This window comes from Pseudoduganella namucuonensis, assembly GCF_900116645.1.
Lineage (GTDB): Bacteria > Pseudomonadota > Gammaproteobacteria > Burkholderiales > Burkholderiaceae_D > Rugamonas > Rugamonas namucuonensis.
Window position 1 is genome coordinate 138,824 of record NZ_FPBO01000005.1, and the last position, 15,762, is coordinate 154,585.

General features: G+C 66.7%; 15 protein-coding genes. 12 read left to right on the forward strand and 3 right to left on the reverse strand.

The genetic code is table 11. The features are described 5' to 3' along the window. The first annotated feature begins 25 nt into the window (after positions 1 to 25). The 5 genes from BM436_RS07490 to BM436_RS07510 all read left to right on the forward strand — a co-directional run bounded on the left by BM436_RS07490 (position 26) and on the right by BM436_RS07510 (position 6,376). Positions 26 to 2,464 carry a zinc-dependent metalloprotease gene (locus BM436_RS07490; RefSeq protein ID WP_093554891.1) on the forward strand — a complete coding sequence of 813 codons (2,439 nt, stop codon included), beginning with the start codon at positions 26 to 28 and terminating at the stop codon, positions 2,462 to 2,464. A 277-nt stretch (positions 2,465 to 2,741) separates the two neighbouring features. Continuing rightward, complete coding sequence (locus tag BM436_RS07495) at positions 2,742 to 3,944, forward strand: ammonium transporter (protein WP_093554892.1); 1,203 nt, start codon at positions 2,742 to 2,744, stop codon at positions 3,942 to 3,944. A 92-nt stretch (positions 3,945 to 4,036) separates the two neighbouring features. Then, positions 4,037 to 5,077 carry an oxidoreductase gene (locus BM436_RS07500; protein WP_093554893.1) on the forward strand — a complete coding sequence of 347 codons (1,041 nt, stop codon included), beginning with the start codon at positions 4,037 to 4,039 and terminating at the stop codon, positions 5,075 to 5,077. A gap of 10 nt (positions 5,078 to 5,087) precedes the next feature. After that, positions 5,088 to 5,567: a heme-degrading domain-containing protein gene (locus BM436_RS07505; RefSeq protein WP_093554894.1), complete on the forward strand. Its 480-nt coding sequence runs from the start codon at positions 5,088 to 5,090 to the stop codon at positions 5,565 to 5,567. Then, positions 5,564 to 6,376, forward strand: a complete 813-nt coding sequence (locus BM436_RS07510; RefSeq protein ID WP_177307041.1) for a DeoR/GlpR family DNA-binding transcription regulator — start codon at positions 5,564 to 5,566, stop codon at positions 6,374 to 6,376. The genes BM436_RS07505 and BM436_RS07510 overlap by 4 nt, the downstream gene beginning before the upstream one ends. Before the next feature lie 23 nt (positions 6,377 to 6,399). Here BM436_RS07510 and BM436_RS07515 read toward each other — a convergent pair whose 3' ends face one another. Beyond that, positions 6,400 to 6,975, reverse strand: coding sequence for a helix-turn-helix domain-containing protein (locus BM436_RS07515; RefSeq protein WP_093554896.1), 576 nt, complete (start codon positions 6,973 to 6,975; stop codon positions 6,400 to 6,402). Positions 6,976 to 7,195: 220 nt separating this feature from the next. On the opposite strand from BM436_RS07515, the gene kbl reads away from it, so the two are divergent. The 4 genes from kbl (at position 7,196) to BM436_RS07535 (ending at position 11,525) form a co-directional block, all read left to right on the forward strand. Then, positions 7,196 to 8,401 (forward strand): glycine C-acetyltransferase, encoded by a 1,206-nt coding sequence (gene kbl, locus BM436_RS07520; protein WP_093554897.1) that lies wholly within the window; start codon positions 7,196 to 7,198, stop codon positions 8,399 to 8,401. An 18-nt stretch (positions 8,402 to 8,419) separates the two neighbouring features. Beyond that, on the forward strand, positions 8,420 to 9,382 hold the full coding sequence (locus BM436_RS07525; protein ID WP_093554898.1) for an NAD-dependent epimerase/dehydratase family protein: 963 nt from the start codon (positions 8,420 to 8,422) through the stop codon (positions 9,380 to 9,382). Positions 9,383 to 9,425: 43 nt separating this feature from the next. Then, positions 9,426 to 10,805, forward strand: coding sequence for an L-serine ammonia-lyase (locus BM436_RS07530; RefSeq protein ID WP_093554899.1), 1,380 nt, complete (start codon positions 9,426 to 9,428; stop codon positions 10,803 to 10,805). Positions 10,806 to 10,907: 102 nt separating this feature from the next. Then, entirely contained in the window at positions 10,908 to 11,525 is a 618-nt protein-coding gene (locus BM436_RS07535; RefSeq protein WP_093554900.1) for a TetR/AcrR family transcriptional regulator, read from the forward strand. Between the two features lie 29 nt (positions 11,526 to 11,554). On the opposite strand, the gene BM436_RS07540 is transcribed toward BM436_RS07535, so the two are convergent. Continuing rightward, a complete protein-coding gene (locus BM436_RS07540; protein ID WP_093554901.1) occupies positions 11,555 to 12,262 on the reverse strand; it encodes an aspartate/glutamate racemase family protein in 708 nt (235 codons plus the stop codon). 209 nt (positions 12,263 to 12,471) lie between these two features. Here BM436_RS07540 and thrC point away from each other — a divergent pair, with 209 nt between their 5' ends. The 3 genes from thrC to moaD are packed head-to-tail and all read left to right on the forward strand — an operon-like array spanning position 12,472 to position 15,449. Beyond that, on the forward strand, positions 12,472 to 13,947 hold the full coding sequence (gene thrC / locus BM436_RS07545) for a threonine synthase (protein ID WP_093554902.1): 1,476 nt from the start codon (positions 12,472 to 12,474) through the stop codon (positions 13,945 to 13,947). Between the two features lie 3 nt (positions 13,948 to 13,950). Then, complete coding sequence (locus BM436_RS07550) at positions 13,951 to 15,195, forward strand: molybdopterin molybdotransferase MoeA (protein WP_093554903.1); 1,245 nt, start codon at positions 13,951 to 13,953, stop codon at positions 15,193 to 15,195. Then, positions 15,192 to 15,449 (forward strand): molybdopterin converting factor subunit 1, encoded by a 258-nt coding sequence (moaD, locus tag BM436_RS07555; RefSeq protein WP_093554904.1) that lies wholly within the window; start codon positions 15,192 to 15,194, stop codon positions 15,447 to 15,449. The genes BM436_RS07550 and moaD overlap by 4 nt, the downstream gene beginning before the upstream one ends. A 4-nt stretch (positions 15,450 to 15,453) precedes the next feature. Here the strand turns inward: moaD and BM436_RS07560 are convergent, their stop codons facing one another. Next, on the reverse strand, positions 15,454 to 15,717 hold the full coding sequence (locus tag BM436_RS07560) for a hypothetical protein (RefSeq protein WP_093554905.1): 264 nt from the start codon (positions 15,715 to 15,717) through the stop codon (positions 15,454 to 15,456). Positions 15,718 to 15,762 lie beyond the last annotated feature (45 nt).

Sequence of the window (15,762 nt, forward strand, 5' to 3'; positions counted from 1 at the left end):
GACCCACCCATACCTGGAATCGACCATGACCTCCCCACACTCCGCAGTGCTGTCCATCCTTCTGCTTTGCGCCGTTCCCGCCATCGCCGCGGAGGCGCCCAAGACCCTCGCCGACCACACGCGCGGCCTGCAATCGCAGCCCGGCTTCATCGACGTCTGGCGCGACGCCGCCAAGGGCAGGGTGCTGCTCTCGGTCGCCGCGCTGGACCAGCCCTTCCTGCTGCTGAGCTCCTTGCCCTACGCGCTGGGCTCCAACGACATCGGCCTGGACCGCGGCCAGGCCGGCGACGTGAAAATGGTGCGCTTCCAGCGGCACGGCGACCGCCTGTTCCTGGTGCAGGACAACACCCGCTACGTGGCCAACTCGCGCGACGCCGACGAACGCGCGGCGGTGGCCGAATCCTTCGCCAGCGCCGTGCTGTGGGCCGGCGACATCATCGCCAGCGAGGGCGGCAAGCACCTGGTCGATTTCTCCAGCTTCCTGCTGGCCGACCAGCACGGCGTGGCCGCGCGCCTGGCGCAGACCAGGCAGGGCGCGTACAGCGTGGACGCCAGGCGCAGCGCCGTCCTCGCCGATCAGGCCAAAAGCTTCCCCGACAATATCGAACTCGAATCCCTGCTGACTTTCCAGGGCCCGGGCCAGGCCGACTTCGTGAAACAGGTGGCCGCCGATCCGGCCAGCCTGTCCATGCGCCAGCACATCAGCATGGTGCGCCTGCCGGACAATGGCTACAAGCCGCGCGCCTACCATCCCGCCTCCGGCGGCTTCGACGTCGGCTACCACGACTTCGCCACCCCGCTGGCGAAAAGCCTGGACGTGCGCTGGCAGGTCCGGCACCGCCTCGAAAAGACCGACCCGAACGCCACCGCCAGCGCGGTGAAAAAGCCCATCGTCTTTTACGTGGACCGCGGCGCGCCCGAGCCGGTGCGCTCGGCGCTGCTGGACGGCGCCCGCTGGTGGGCCGCCGCCTTCGAGAAGGCCGGCTTCAAGGACGCCTACCGCGTCGAACTGCTGCCCGAGGGCGTGGACGCGATGGACGTGCGCTACAACGTCATCAGCTGGGTGCACCGCGCCACGCGCGGCTGGTCCTACGGCAACGCGCTGACCGACCCGCGCACCGGCCAGATCATCCGCGGCGCCGTCACGCTGGGTTCGCAGCGCGTGCGCCAGGACATCCTGATCGCCGAAAGCCTGCTGGCGCCGTACGGCGTGAACGCCGCCGCGGACAAGCAAAAACTGGCCGAGCAAATGGCGCTGGCCCGTTTGCGCCAGCTCTCCGCGCACGAGGTCGGCCACACGCTGGGCTTCGCCCACAACTTCGCGGCCAGCCGCCACGGCAACGGCTCCGTCATGGACTACCCGCACCCCGTGCTGAAGCTGGACGCGCAGGGCGGCATCGACCTGCGGGACGCCTACGGCGTCGGCGTCGGCCCCTGGGACGAGTACATCGTCAAGCACGTCTACGGCCAGTTCGGCGACGACGAGGAGGCCGCGCTGGCGCAGCTGCGCCGCGAGGCCCGCGCCGCCGGCATGGAATACGTGGGCGACACGGATGCCCGCTCGCCGGGCTCGGTGCATCCGCAAGGCCTGCTGTGGGACTTCGGGCCGGACTCGCTCAAGACCTGGGACGCGCTGACCGCCGTGCGCCGCCGCGCGCTCGACAACTTCTCGCTGGCCGTGTTGCCGAACGAGCGCCAGGCCGGCGAGATCGAGGCGCGGCTGGTGCCGGTGTACCTGCTGCAGCGTTACCAGAGCGAGGCGCTGGCGCGCCTGCTGGGCGGTGCCGAATTCGAATACGCCACCAGCGGCGACGTCAAGGCCGGTCTCGCGAAAAGCGGCATGCGCGCGATTCCCGCCGCCACCCAGCGCCAGGCCCTGGACCGGCTGGCGGACACGCTGCGCGCGGAGTACCTGGCGTTGCCCGCCAACGTGCTCGACGTGCTGACGCCGCCCGCCCAAGGCTATGAACGCGGCCGCGAATACTTCGAAACGCGCATGAACAGCGTGTTCGACGCCTTCTCGGCCGTCGAGGCGGGAGCGGCGCAAAGCGCCGGCCTGCTGCTGGACGCGGCGCGCCTGAACCGCCTGGCCTGGCAGCACGCGCGCGACGCGCGGCAGCCTGGCGCCGGCGAGGCGCTGGACCTGCTCCTGCGACGGACCTGGAAGCGCGACCCCGTGCCGGCTGCCATCGCGGGCGGCGAGGCGGTGCAGATCGCCGCCAACTGGGTGCTGCTGGACGGCCTGCTGAACGCGCTCAACGCCGGCCAACTGCATGCCGGCGTGGACGCCGAACTGCGCGGCAAGGCCAGGGAATTGGCGCAATGGCTGGCGAAGAACCCCGGCACGGGCGTCACCGCCGACAGCCGGCGCCAGGCGGCGGAGCTGATCCGCGCCTACCTAGCCGACCCCACCCGCGTCAAGCTGCGCCCCGCGCCGACGATCCCGCCCGGCGCCCCGATTTAAAGCGCGTACAAAAAAGGGGTCAGGTTCGGTTTTTTTTTGATACCGAACCTGCCCCCTTTTTCACGGTTTTCTTTTTGATACCGAACCTGACCCCTTTTTCAAGCCTTGCACCAAATTCGCGCACCTAAGTGGTGCGCGCATCATTTCGGTGCTCCATATGCGCGCCATCAAAAGTCAATCAAATCATTGACTTAGTGTTTTGCACTAAATTGGAACGAAAATTGCTTTATAGATCGTTCAATTTTTGATTTTGCATTCTTTTGGGGAGTTGTTTGGTATGGCTGGGAACAATTTTGGTGCAGACGCGCTATTCATCCTGCTTGGCGCGATCATGATTTTGGCGATGCACGCCGGTTTCGCATTCCTTGAGCTGGGCACGGTGCGCAAGAAAAACCAGGTCAACGCGCTGGTGAAGATCCTGGTGGACTTCGCCGTCTCGACCATCGCGTACTTCTTCATCGGCTACGGCATCGCGTATGGCGTCAGTTTCTTCTCCAGCGCCGACGTGCTGGCCGCGAAGAACGGCTACGAACTGGTGAAGTTCTTCTTCCTGCTGACCTTCGCGGCCGCCATTCCCGCCATCATTTCCGGCGGCATCGCCGAGCGCGCGCGCTTCCATCCCCAGCTGGTGGCCACCGCGCTGCTGGTGGGCTTCGTCTACCCGCTGTTCGAGGGCATGGTGTGGAACCAGCGCTTCGGCTTCCAGCAATGGCTGGCGGCCAGCTTCGGCGCCGAGTTCCACGACTTCGCCGGCTCCGTCGTGGTGCACGCGATGGGCGGCTGGATCGCCTTGCCGGCCGTGCTGCTGCTGGGCGCGCGCCGCGGACGCTATATGAAGAACGGCGCCATCGCCGCCCATCCGCCATCGTCGATTCCCTTCCTGGCGCTGGGCGCCTGGATCCTCACCGTGGGCTGGTTCGGCTTCAACGTGATGAGCGCGCAGGCGCTGGACAAGATGAACGGCCTGGTCGCCGTCAATTCGCTGATGGCCATGGTGGGCGGCACGCTGGTCGCCGTCCTGATGGGCAAGAACGACCCCGGCTTCGCCTACAACGGCCCGCTGGCCGGCCTGGTGGCCGTGTGCGCGGGCTCGGACCTGATGCATCCCCTGGGCGCGCTGATCACCGGCGGCGTCGCCGGCGCGGTGTTCGTGTGGATGTTCACGCTGGCGCAGAACAAGTGGAAGATCGACGACGTGCTGGGCGTGTGGCCGCTGCACGGCCTGTGCGGCGCCTGGGGCGGCCTCGCGGCCGGCATCTTCGGCATGAAGGAGCTGGGCGGCATCGGCGGCGTGTCGTTCATGTCCCAGCTGGTCGGCACGCTGGTGGGCGTGGGCATCGCCGTCGCCGCCGGCTACGCGATCTACGGCGCGCTGAAGGCCACGGTCGGCCTGCGTCTGGACGCCGAACAGGAGTTCCAGGGCGCCGACCTGTCGGTGCACCGCATCACCTCGACGCCGGAGCGGGAATCCAACTGGTGATCACACCGTAAGACGCATATCGCTGGCATGCATGATGCAAATCGCTTATAGTTCAGTCAAATTGATTGTGCCTTAAGTGATTTGGAGAGTTTATGCAGCGATATTCGGTAGGACTCATAGGCTACGGCCTCGGCGGTTCCATCTTCCACGCGCCCATGATCGCGGCCGTGCCGGGACTGAAACTGGCGCGGATTTCCAGCCGCGGCGCCAACCGGGACGAGGTGCTGCGCGCCCATCCCGGCGTGGCGCTGGACGACACGCCGCAGGCGATGCTGGCCGACCCGGACATCAGACTGGTGGTGGTGTGCACCCCGAACGCCAGCCACTACGCGCTGGCGCGCGACGCGCTGCTGGCCGGCAAGCACGTGGTGGTGGACAAGCCCTTTGTGCTGTCGTCCGCCGAGGGCGACGAGTTGGTCGCCCTCGCGCGCGAGCGGAATCTGCGGCTCAGCGTGTACCAGAGCCGCCGCTGGGATGGCGACTTCATGACGCTGCGCCGCAGCGTCGACTCCGGGGAGCTGGGCGAGGTGCACACCTACCGCGCGCACTTCGACCGCTATTCGCCACTGGTGAGGGCGCGCTGGAAAGAGGAGCCCCAGCCCGGCGCCGGCGTGCTGTGGGACCTGGGCTCGCACCTGATCGACCAGGTGCTGGTGCTGTTTGGCTTGCCGCTATCGGTCACCGCGCAACTGGCCGTGCAGCGTGCCGGGGCCCGGGTGGAGGACAGCTTCGAGCTGCTGCTGGACTACGGCAACCGCAAGGCCGTGATGCACGCGGGGGCGCTGGTTTGCGCGCCCGGCCCGCGCTACGAGGTGCATGGCACGCTGGGAAGCTTCGTCAAATACGGCATCGATCCACAGGAGGACGCGCTGAAGCGGGGCGCGCGTCCCGGCGACGCGGGCTGGGGCCACGATCATCCGGCCAACCACGCCACCATCACCACCGCCAAGGACGGCGGCCGCGCCGTGGAAACCATCCCCGGCCGCTACGAGCAGTACTACCAAGGCATGTACGCGGCCATCGCGGACGGACAGGCGGTGCCGGTCGCCGCCGGTGACGCGGTCAATGTCGTTCGCGTGATCGAATGCGCCCTGCGCAGCCACCGCGAGCGCCGCACCATCGATTTCGCTTAAGGAGACCGCCATGCAAGAAGACCAAGCACGCCTGCTGGAGGAACTCGCGCGGCAGGAACAGGACTTGCAGCTGTCCGCGTTCTCGAACGGGGACGCGCTGGACCTGGGTCTGCGCCTGGTGGAACGGGCGCGTGAGCTGGGCAAGGCGGTCACCGTGGATATTTCCCGCAACGGCCATCAGTTGTTCCACCACGCGATGGAAGGCACCTCGCCGGACAACGCCGATTGGGTCCGGCGCAAGAACAACGTGGTCCAGCGCTACGGCCACAGTTCCTACCACGTGGGCACGCAATACCGCTGCAAGGGCAAGACCTTCGAGGCGGACAGCGGCGCCAATCCGGCGGACTACGCCGCGCACGGCGGCGCCTTCCCGCTCATCATCCGCGGCACGGGGGTGATCGGCACCGTCACCGTTTCCGGCCTGCCGCAAAAGGAGGATCACGAACTGGTGACGTCCGTCCTCGGGACATGGCTGGAAGCGCGGCCATGACGGCGGACGCCTCCCTGTCCCAGCACGAGCGGCTCGACGCCATCTGCGCGCATCTGGGCCACCACTACCGCATCGGCATCGAGGACATCTGCAAGCTGTTCGGCGTGACGCGGGACACGGCCCGGCGCGACGTGGTGCGCCTGGACGCCGAGGGCCGGGTGCTGCGCGTGCGCGGCGGCGCCGTGCTGCCGCCGCAAGCGCGGCAAGTGGAGAACTACGGCCAGCGTGGCGGCGCCTCGGCGGCCAAGCGGGCGATCGGCGCGGCCACGGCGGCGCTGCTGCGCGCGGGCGAGCGGGTGCTGTTCGACACGTCCACCACGGTCGCCGAGGCGGCGCGCGTGGCGCGCGTGTCGCCGTTGACCGTGTTGACCAACTCGCTCGACGTCGCCGGGATCATGAGCCAGTCCGAGGGTGTGGAACTGCACGTGCTGGGCGGCCGTTTCAATCCCTGGGAGCGCAGCCTGGAGGGCGCGCAGACCCGGCAAAGCCTGGCCCAGTTCCAGGTCGACAAGCTGATCCTGGGCGCCTGCGCCATCGATCCGCTCGGCCTGACCTGTCCGTCGGACGAGGTGGCGTCCCTGAAACAGGCGATGATGCGCCAGGCCAGCCAGGTCATCCTGGTCGCCGACAGCAGCAAGTTCAGCAAGGCCTTCATGCACCGCATGTGCGGCTTCGACAGTATCGACCTGCTGGTGACGGACCAGCGGCCGCCCACCGCTATCGCCGAGGCTCTGGCGGCGGTGGGGGTGGAGGTTGTCGTCGCAGAGGGCGTCCGCGTGCCCGAGGGTGAAGAGGCGCTCAGCCCCTGAGTCGCGGTGCTGGCGCTGTATCGCTAGCGGTGTATCACCACCAGCAGCGCCTTCGCCTCCGTCTTGCCCGCGTTCCGGATCGCGTGGTCCTGGTCGCCTGGATAGCGGGCCGTGCCGCCGGTCTTGATCCGCTTCTTGCTGGCGCCCACCTCCAGTTCCATCGCGCCGTGCAGCACCGTCATGTGCTCGGTGGTGCCGGGGTCGTGCGCCTGCGACACCAGCTCGCCGCCCGGCGCCAGCGTCAATTCATACCATTCGTATTTCCCCGCCAGTTCCATCGGACCCAGTATCCGCAGCAGGTAGCCCGCGTGCGTGCCGGGCAGGGTGGGCGTCTCGTGCGCGTCCAGCACCCGTATCGTTTCCACCGACTTTTCCGCGTCCGACAGCAGTTCGCCGATCGCCACGCCCAGCGCGTTCGCCAGCCGCCATGTGATGGCGATGGTGGGGTTGGCCTTTTCGCGCTCGATCTGCGAGAGCATGGATTTGGACACGCCCGCGATGCGGGACAGGTCCTCCAGGGTGAGGCCGCGCGCCAGCCGCAGGCGCTGCAGGGCGGCGCCGACCTCGGGCGGGGCATTGTTCGGGACGGGTGCTTTCATGCGGTTTTCGTTGTTCTATATGTTGCAAAGTTCAATAGGCTTCGGTAGTATTCAATATATTGAACTTGAATTCGAAATAATGAATTTCAGAAGGGCGCCGGAGAATGGGAGTAGACTCGATACTCAGGTTCACTGAGATTCACGGTACAGCATAGTGCGACGCCAGGTCAAGCGGCCGGGCCGTGGATAGCCACCAACACCCACCAAAAAGAGGAAGATCATGAGCGAGCAAGCCAAAAACGCGTTTTACAGCGGCCTGAAACAGAACCTGGAGCAGCTGCGCGGCCAGGGCCTCTACAAGCCGGAGCGCGTGATCGCTTCCCGCCAGGGTTCCGTGGTGACCAGCGACGACGGCCGCAGCCTGATCAATATGTGCGCCAACAACTATCTGGGCCTGTCCGGCGAGGAGTGGGTGGCCCGGGCCTCGATCGAGGCGACCGAGAAGTACGGCTACGGCCTGTCGTCGGTGCGCTTCATCTGCGGCACGCAGACCGTGCACAAGGAACTGGAGCGGGCCATTTCCGCCTTCCTCGGCACCGAGGACACCATCCTCTACGCGGCCGCCTTCGACGCCAACGGCGGCGTGTTCGAGCCGCTGTTCGACGAGAACGACGCCATCATCTCGGACGCGCTGAACCACGCCTCCATCATCGACGGCATCCGCCTGTGCAAGGCCGCGCGCTTCCGCTACGCCCACAACGACATGGCCGACCTGGAAAAGCAGCTGCGGGACGCGGCCGGCAAGCGCAACAAGATCATCGTGACCGACGGCGTGTTCTCGATGGACGGCACCATCGCCCAGCTGGACAGGATCGTCGCGCTGGCCGAGCGGTACGGCGCGCTGGTGATGATCGACGAATGCCACGCCTCCGGCTTCATGGGCAAGACCGGCCGCGGCACCCACGAGCACCACAACGTGCTGGGCAAGATCGACATCATCACCGGCACCCTGGGCAAGGCCCTGGGCGGCGCCATGGGCGGCTTCACGTCCGGCCGCAAGGAGGTGATCGACACGCTGCGCCAGAAGTCGCGCCCCTATCTGTTCTCCAACACGCTGGCGCCGTCGATCGCCGGCGCCTCGCTGGCCGTGCTCAAGCGCCTGTCGGAATCGACCGAGCTGCGCGACCGCCTGCATGAAAACACCGCTTACTTCCGCAAGGAGATCGAGCGCATCGGCTTCACCATCAAGCCGGGCACCCACCCGGTGGTGCCGGTGATGCTGTTCGAGGCGCCGGTCGCCCAGAAGTTCGCCGCCCGAATGTATGAGCTGGGCGTTTTGCTCAGCGGCTTCTTCTACCCGGTGGTGCCGATGGGTCAGGCCCGCGTCCGTGTGCAGCTCTCCGCCGCCCACACCCGCGAGCAGCTGGACACGGTGCTGGCGGCATTCGAACAGGCGGGCCGGGAACTCGGTCTCCTAAAAAATTAAAAACAGATTGGATCAAGCATGGAACGTATTCTTGTAATCGGCGCGAATGGCCAGATCGGCAGCGAGCTGGTGGAGGCGCTAGCCAATCAGCACGGCGCCCAGAACGTTATCGCGACGGACATCGGCAACACCAACGTCTACAACGCCGCGCGCTACCAGGTGCTCAATGTGCTGGACCGTTCGGCGCTCGAAAAGCTGGTGGCGGAAGAAGGCATCACCCAGGTCTACCAGCTGGCGGCGATGCTGTCGGCCACCGGCGAGGCGGCCCCGCTGAAGGCCTGGAGCCTGAACATGGACGGCCTGCTGAACATCCTGGAAGTGGCGCGCGAGCGCGGCGCGGCCGGCAAGCCGCTGCGCATCTTCTGGCCGTCGTCGATCGCCGCCTTCGGCCCGAACACGCCGCGGCACGACACGCCGCAGATGACCGTGATGGATCCGACCACGATCTACGGCATCAGCAAGCTGGCCGGCGAGCGCCTGTGCGAGTATTACTTCCTGAAATACGGCGTGGACGTGCGCAGCATCCGCTACCCCGGCATCATCAGCTACAAGTCGCCCCCGGGCGGCGGCACCACCGACTACGCGATCGCGATCTTCCACGCGGCGCTGCGCGGCGAACCGTACGAATGCTTCCTCGGCCCGCAGACCACGCTGCCGATGATCTACATGCCCGACGCCATCCGCGCCACGATTCAATTGATGGACGCGCCGGCCGCGCAAATCAAGGTGCGTTCCTCGTACAATGTGGCCGGCGTGTCGTTCAACCCGGCGCAACTGGCGGAGGCGATCACGCGCGCGGTGCCCGGGTTCAGGATCGAATACAAGCCGGACAGCCGGCAGACGATCGCCGAGACCTGGCCGCACGGCCTGGACGACTCCCATGCCACCGCCGACTGGGGCTGGAGAGCCCAAGTCGGCATGGAAGAGATGGTCAAGGACATGCTGGCGAACATCCACGCCAGCCTGGGCCAGGCCGCCTGAAGTAGCTTATCCCGCAACTACTACTACTATAAAGAGACATCCGATGGACATGAGCGTTTTCGACCTGTTTAAGATAGGCATAGGCCCCTCCAGTTCCCACACGGTGGGGCCGATGGTGGCGGCGCGCCGCTTCCTGGTCGAAGCCGGTCCGCTGGACGACGTGGTGGCGGTGGAGGCGGCGCTGTACGGTTCGCTGGCGCTGACCGGCGTGGGCCACGCCACCGACAAGGCCGTGATCCTCGGCCTGATGGGCGAGACCCCCCAGCACGTCGATCCCACGCGGGTCGACGCCATGCTGGCCGCCGCCGAGGAGCGGAAGGAATTGAAGCTGCTGGGCGCGCGCGCCGTGCCCTTCAGCGCGGCCGTCAACCTCGTGTTCCACAAGGCCGAATCGCTGCCCGAGCACCCCAACGGCATGCGCTTCACGATCAAGCGCGCCGACGGCACTGCCGTGAGCAAGGTCTATTATTCGATAGGCGGCGGTTTTATCCGCGAAGAGGGCGAGACCGGCGGCGTGGACGGCCGCGCGCCGGTCCGGCTGCCCTATCCCTTCGACACCATGGCCCAGTTGCTGGAACACGGCAAGGCCAGCGGCCTGACCATCCCCGCGATGCTGCGCGCGAACGAACTGGCGCGCATCGGCGAGGAGGAATTGAACGCGGGCGTGGACCGCATCTGGCAGGTGATGCGCGACTGCATCGCGCAGGGCCTGGAAACCTCGGGCCAGCTGCCGGGCGGCCTGAAGGTCAAGCGCCGCGCGGCCGGCCTGTGGCGCCAGACCAAGGGCGTCGAGCGCGCCAACGAACTGCCGCACGACGCGATGCACCTGGTCAGCCTGTACGCGATGGCGGTGAACGAGGAAAACGCCGCCGGCGGCCGCGTGGTGACGGCGCCGACCAACGGCGCGGCCGGCATCATCCCGGCGGTGCTGCGCTACTACGCCGAGGATTGCCATCCCAGCGACCCGGTGAAGGGCGTGCGCGAATTCCTGTTGACGGCGGCCGCCATCGGCATGCTGTGCAAGCGCAACGCGTCCATCTCCGGCGCCGAAATCGGCTGCCAGGGCGAGGTCGGCGTGGCCTGCGCGATGGCGGCGGCGGGCCTGGTGGCCGCGCTGGGCGGCACCAACGCGCAGATCGAGAACGCGGCCGAGATCGGCATCGAGCACCACCTGGGCATGACCTGCGACCCGATCGGCGGCCTGGTGCAGATCCCCTGCATCGAGCGCAACGGCATGGGCGCGGTGAAGGCCATCACCGCCGCCTCGCTGGCGCTGAAGGGCGACGGCACCCATTTCGTCAGCCTGGACGAGGTGATCGAAACCATGCGCCAGACCGGCGCGGACATGCAGGCCAAGTACAAGGAAACCTCGCTGGGCGGCCTGGCCATCCACGTGGTGACGGTCAACCACGCGGCCTGCTAGCTTGCATGCGCGGCGCCATGCGATTGGCGGCGTCGCGATGTGACCATATTCCGGTATGGTTACTCTTTGTGAAAATCGAGGACAAGCGTTAAGCTGTCGCACATGAGTACAACAACCACCAATCCGGGCCCGGCCCGGGGCCCCATCGATCACGAGGTGCGGGATCAAGTCATTGTCGCGGCGACCGAGCACTTCCGCTTGTACGGCTATGAAAAGACCACCGTCTCCGACCTTGCCAAGGCCATCGGCTTTTCCAAGGCCTACATCTACAAGTTTTTCGAGTCCAAGCAGGCCATAGGCGAACTTATATGCGCGAATTGCCTGCGCGAGGTCGAAACGGATGTCAGAAGGGCCATAGACGGGGTCGACCGCCCGCCGGAGAAGCTGCGGCGCATGTTCAAGATGGCCGTCGAGTCCAGCCTTCGCCTGTTTTTCGAGGATCGCAAGCTCTACGACATCGCGGCCTCGGCCGCCACCGAGCGTTGGCAGGCGGCGCGTTCCTACGAGGAGCGGATCCAGGCCATGCTGCAGGACATCTTGCGCCAGGGGCGTGAAACGGGGGAGTTCGAGCGCAAGACCCCGCTCGACGAGGCGGCCGGCGCGATCTACCTGGTCATGCGTCCCTACCTCAATCCACTGCTGTTGCAATACAGCTTAGATCACACCGACGACGCGCCGGCCCAACTATCCAGTCTGGTGCTGCGCAGCTTGTCGCCCTAATACGCGACGGCGAAATTGTGACTATTGACTTAATTGGTCGCTGGTACCGCAATTGAGGCTCTCGCCGCGCTGCGCGCATGCAGCGCGGTGGTGTCGAACAGCGGAACGGCGGCGTCCCCCGGCCCCACCAGCATGGCGATCTCGGTGCAGCCCAGTATGATCCCCTGCGCGCCCCGCGCCACCAGTTCCGCCATGACCCGCCGGTATTCCGCGCGCGACGCGGGCAGCACCCGTCCCAGGCACAGTTCCTCGTAGATGATGCGGTGCACGATGTCACGGTCCGCCTGTGGGGGCGTCAACACCTCCAGGCCGTGCCGCTCGCGCAGCCGGTCCGCGTAGAACGGCTGCTCCATCGTGAAGCGGGTGCCGAGCAGGCCGACCGTCGACACGCCGGCCTCCTTGATCGCGGCGGCGGTGGGATCGGCGATGTGCAGCAGCGGTATGCCTGCCGCGGCCTCGATGGCCGGCGCCACCTTGTGCATGGTGTTGGTGCACAGGACCAGCAGTTCCGCGCCCGCCGCCCGCAGCGAGCGCGCCGCGTCGGCCAGGACGTCCCCGGCGGCGGCCCAATCGCCCGCCCGCTGCAGCTGTTCGATATCGTGGAAGTCCACGCTGTACATGACGATCCTCGCCGAGTGCAGCCCGCCCAGCAACTCCTTGATGGCCACGTTGATGTCGCGGTAGTAGATGACGGTCGATTCCCAGCTCATGCCGCCGATTAAGCCTATGGTTTTCACTGCTGCCTCGTTCCTCGGTTTAGGGTGGCCTACAATAGCGGACCGGCTCCATGAGCGCCAGCGTGGCCTTCGGGAATTGCGAAATTGGTAATTAGTCGGGAATACGTATTCGGAATATGCATATGCATAAAACAACGCGATCTGACGGCGAGGGGCGAGCCGCACTATAATATGCACTCGATTCGCACGCCAACCGGACTTACAACTCTATGCAATACGTGTCTACCCGCGCCGCAGCGCCGGCCGCTACTCAGTCTCCACAGCAGTTTTCCGACATTCTCCTGGGCGGCCTCGCGCCGGACGGCGGCCTGTATCTGCCGGCCGAGTACCCGCAAGTGACCGGCGCCGAGCTCGACGCCTGGCGCAAGCTGTCCTACGCCGAGCTGGCCTTCGAGATCCTGAAGAAATTCGCCACCGACATCCCGGAAGCGGACCTGAAGGCGCTGACCGCCAAGACCTACACCGCCGATGTGTACAAGAACGCGCGCGAGGGCGAGGCCGCCGCCGACATCACGCCGCTGCGCGTGCTGGAGGAGTCCAAGGGCAAAAAGCTGGTGCTGCAGGCGCTGTCGAACGGCCCGACGCTGGCCTTCAAGGACATGGCCATGCAGTTGCTGGGCAACCTGTTCGAATACACGCTGGCCAAGCAGGACGCGCAGCTGAACATCTTCGGCGCCACCTCGGGCGACACCGGCAGCGCCGCCGAATACGCGATGCGCGGCAAGAAGGGCATCCGCGTCTTCATGCTGTCGCCGCACAAGAAAATGAGCGCCTTCCAGACCGCGCAGATGTTCAGCCTGCAGGATCCGAACATCTTCAACATCGCCGTCGAGGGCGTGTTCGACGATTGCCAGGACATGGTCAAGGCCGTGTCCAACGACCTGCCGTTCAAGTCCAGGCAGAAGATCGGCACCGTCAACTCGATCAACTGGGCGCGCGTCGTGGCGCAGGTGGTGTACTACTTCCGCGGCTACCTGGCCGCCACCACCGGCAACGACCAGAAGGTGTCGTTCACCGTCCCTTCCGGCAATTTCGGCAACATCTGCGCCGGCCACATCGCCCGCATGATGGGCCTGCCGATCGACAAGCTGGTGGCCGCCACCAACGAGAACGATGTGCTGGACGAGTTCTTCCGCACCGGCGTGTACCGGGTGCGCAAGTCCGCCGAGACCTACCACACCAGCAGCCCGTCGATGGACATCTCCAAGGCCTCGAACTTCGAGCGCTTCGTCTACGACCTGGTGGGCCGCGACGCCGAGCGCACCCGCGCGCTGTTCACCAAGGTTGAAACACATGGCGGCTTCGACCTGTCCGGCTATCCAGGCAGCGACGGCGACGAGTTCACCAAGGTGGCGCAGTACGGCTTCAAGTCCGGCAAGTCCACCCACCAGGACCGCCTGGACACCATCCGCGACGTGGCCGACGACTACGGCATCGTGATCGACACCCACACCGCCGACGGCATCAAGGTGGCGCGCGAGCACATGGAGGCCGGCGTGACGATGATCGTGCTGGAGACCGCGCTGGCGGCCAAGTTCAACGAGACCATCCTCGACGCCCTGGGCCAGGACGCGGAGCGTCCGGCCGGCTTCGAGGACATCGAGTCGCTGCCGCAGCGTTTCGTCGTCATGGGCAACGACGTGGCGAAGATGAAGGAATACATCGCGGCGAACACGGGACTGTGATCCATGTCTGACGCAGCGAAACAGCAGCCCAAACCCATGCTGACCGTGCGGCAGGCGCTGGACTTCCTGCTGTCCGCCACGCGTCCCGTGGCGGACACCGAGACCCTGCCGACACTGGAGGCCAATGGCCGCATCCTGGCGCGCGCGCAGGTGTCCGGCATGAACGTGCCGGCGCAGGACAACACGCAGATGGACGGCTACGCCGTGCGCGCGGCCGATTGCGCCAGCGGCGCGGCCACGCTGACGGTGTCGCAGCGGATTCCGGCCGGCCAGGTCGGCCAGCCCCTGCTGCCCGGCACCGCGGCGCGCATCTTCACCGGCGCGCTGATTCCCGAGGGCGCGGACGCGGTCGTGATGCAGGAGCAGTGCGAGCTGACCGATGCCCTGGCCAACGCCCTGGTGACGATCAGGCACGCGCCCAAGCCCGGCGAATGGATACGCCGCGCCGGCGAGGACATCAGCACCGGCGCCATCATCCTGGGCGAGGGCACGCGCCTGCGCAGCCAGGAACTGGGGCTGGCCGCGTCGGTCGGCCTGGCGGAACTTCCGGTGCGGCGCAAGCTGCGCGTTGCCGTGTTCTTCACCGGCGACGAGCTGGCCATGCCGGGCGAGCCGCTGGCGCCGGGGGCCATCTACAATTCCAACCGCTACACGCTGCGCGCGCTGCTGGAGAACCTGGGCTGCGAAATCAGCGATTTCGGCATCGTGCCGGATTCGCTGGACGCCACCCGTTCCGTGCTGCGCCAGGCCGCCCAGGGCAATGACCTGATCATCACCTCCGGCGGCGTGTCCGTCGGCGAGGAGGATCACGTCAAGCCGGCGGTGGAGGCGGAGGGAAAACTGAACATGTGGCAGATCGCCATGAAGCCGGGCAAGCCGCTGGCTTTCGGCGAGGTGCGGGACGCCTTCTTCGTGGGGCTGCCGGGCAATCCGGTGTCCAGCTTCGTCACCTTCCTGATGCTGGTGCGGCCGTTCATCCTGCGCCTGCAGGGCGTGTCGGACCCGGCGGCGCTGGAACCCAGGTCCTACCAGCTGCGCGCCGACTTCAACTGGCTCAAGGCGGACCGCCGCAACGAGTTCCTGCGCGTAAAACTGAACCCGCGGGGCGGCTTGGACCTGTTCCCCAACCAGGGCTCCGGCGTGCTCACCTCCACCGTGTGGGGCGATGGCCTGGTGGACAATCCCGCCGGCCAGGCGATACGGGCGGGCGACACGGTCCGTTTCATTCCATTCAGCGAGTTGATATGAATATAACGCTGCGATTCTTTGCCAGCGTGCGCGAGGCGCTGGGGACGTCGACGGAAACCGTCGCGCTGCCCGAGGGCGTGTCCACGGTGGCCGCGGTGCGCGCCTTGCTGGTGGCTCGCGGCGGCGCCTGGGCGCAGGCGCTGGGCGAGGGCCGCGCCTTGCGCATGGCCTGCAACCAGGTGATGTGCCAGCCCGAAACCGCCGTCACCGACGGCTGCGAAGTGGCGTTCTTCCCGCCCGTGACGGGCGGGTAGGGCGCTAAGGCTTCTTGCCGCCCTTGGACGGCTTGCCGGTTTTGGCGGGGACCGCGAGGGCCGCGTCGCACGCGGCGCATTCCTGCCCCTTGCGGTGGCGCCGGTACGCCGCGCCGATGAAAATGCCCGCCGCGACCGCCGCCCATAGCGCCGCGCTGAGGATGTTGGCCCGCGTGGTGGTGCCTTTCACGTACTCGGCCACCACCAATATCGCGAACAGCGGCACCGCCGCCAAAAGATAGCGTTTGATCCAGAATGCCGCACCCATCTTGCCTCCCGCATAAATAGAACCCCCAGTATGCCCCAGCCCCCG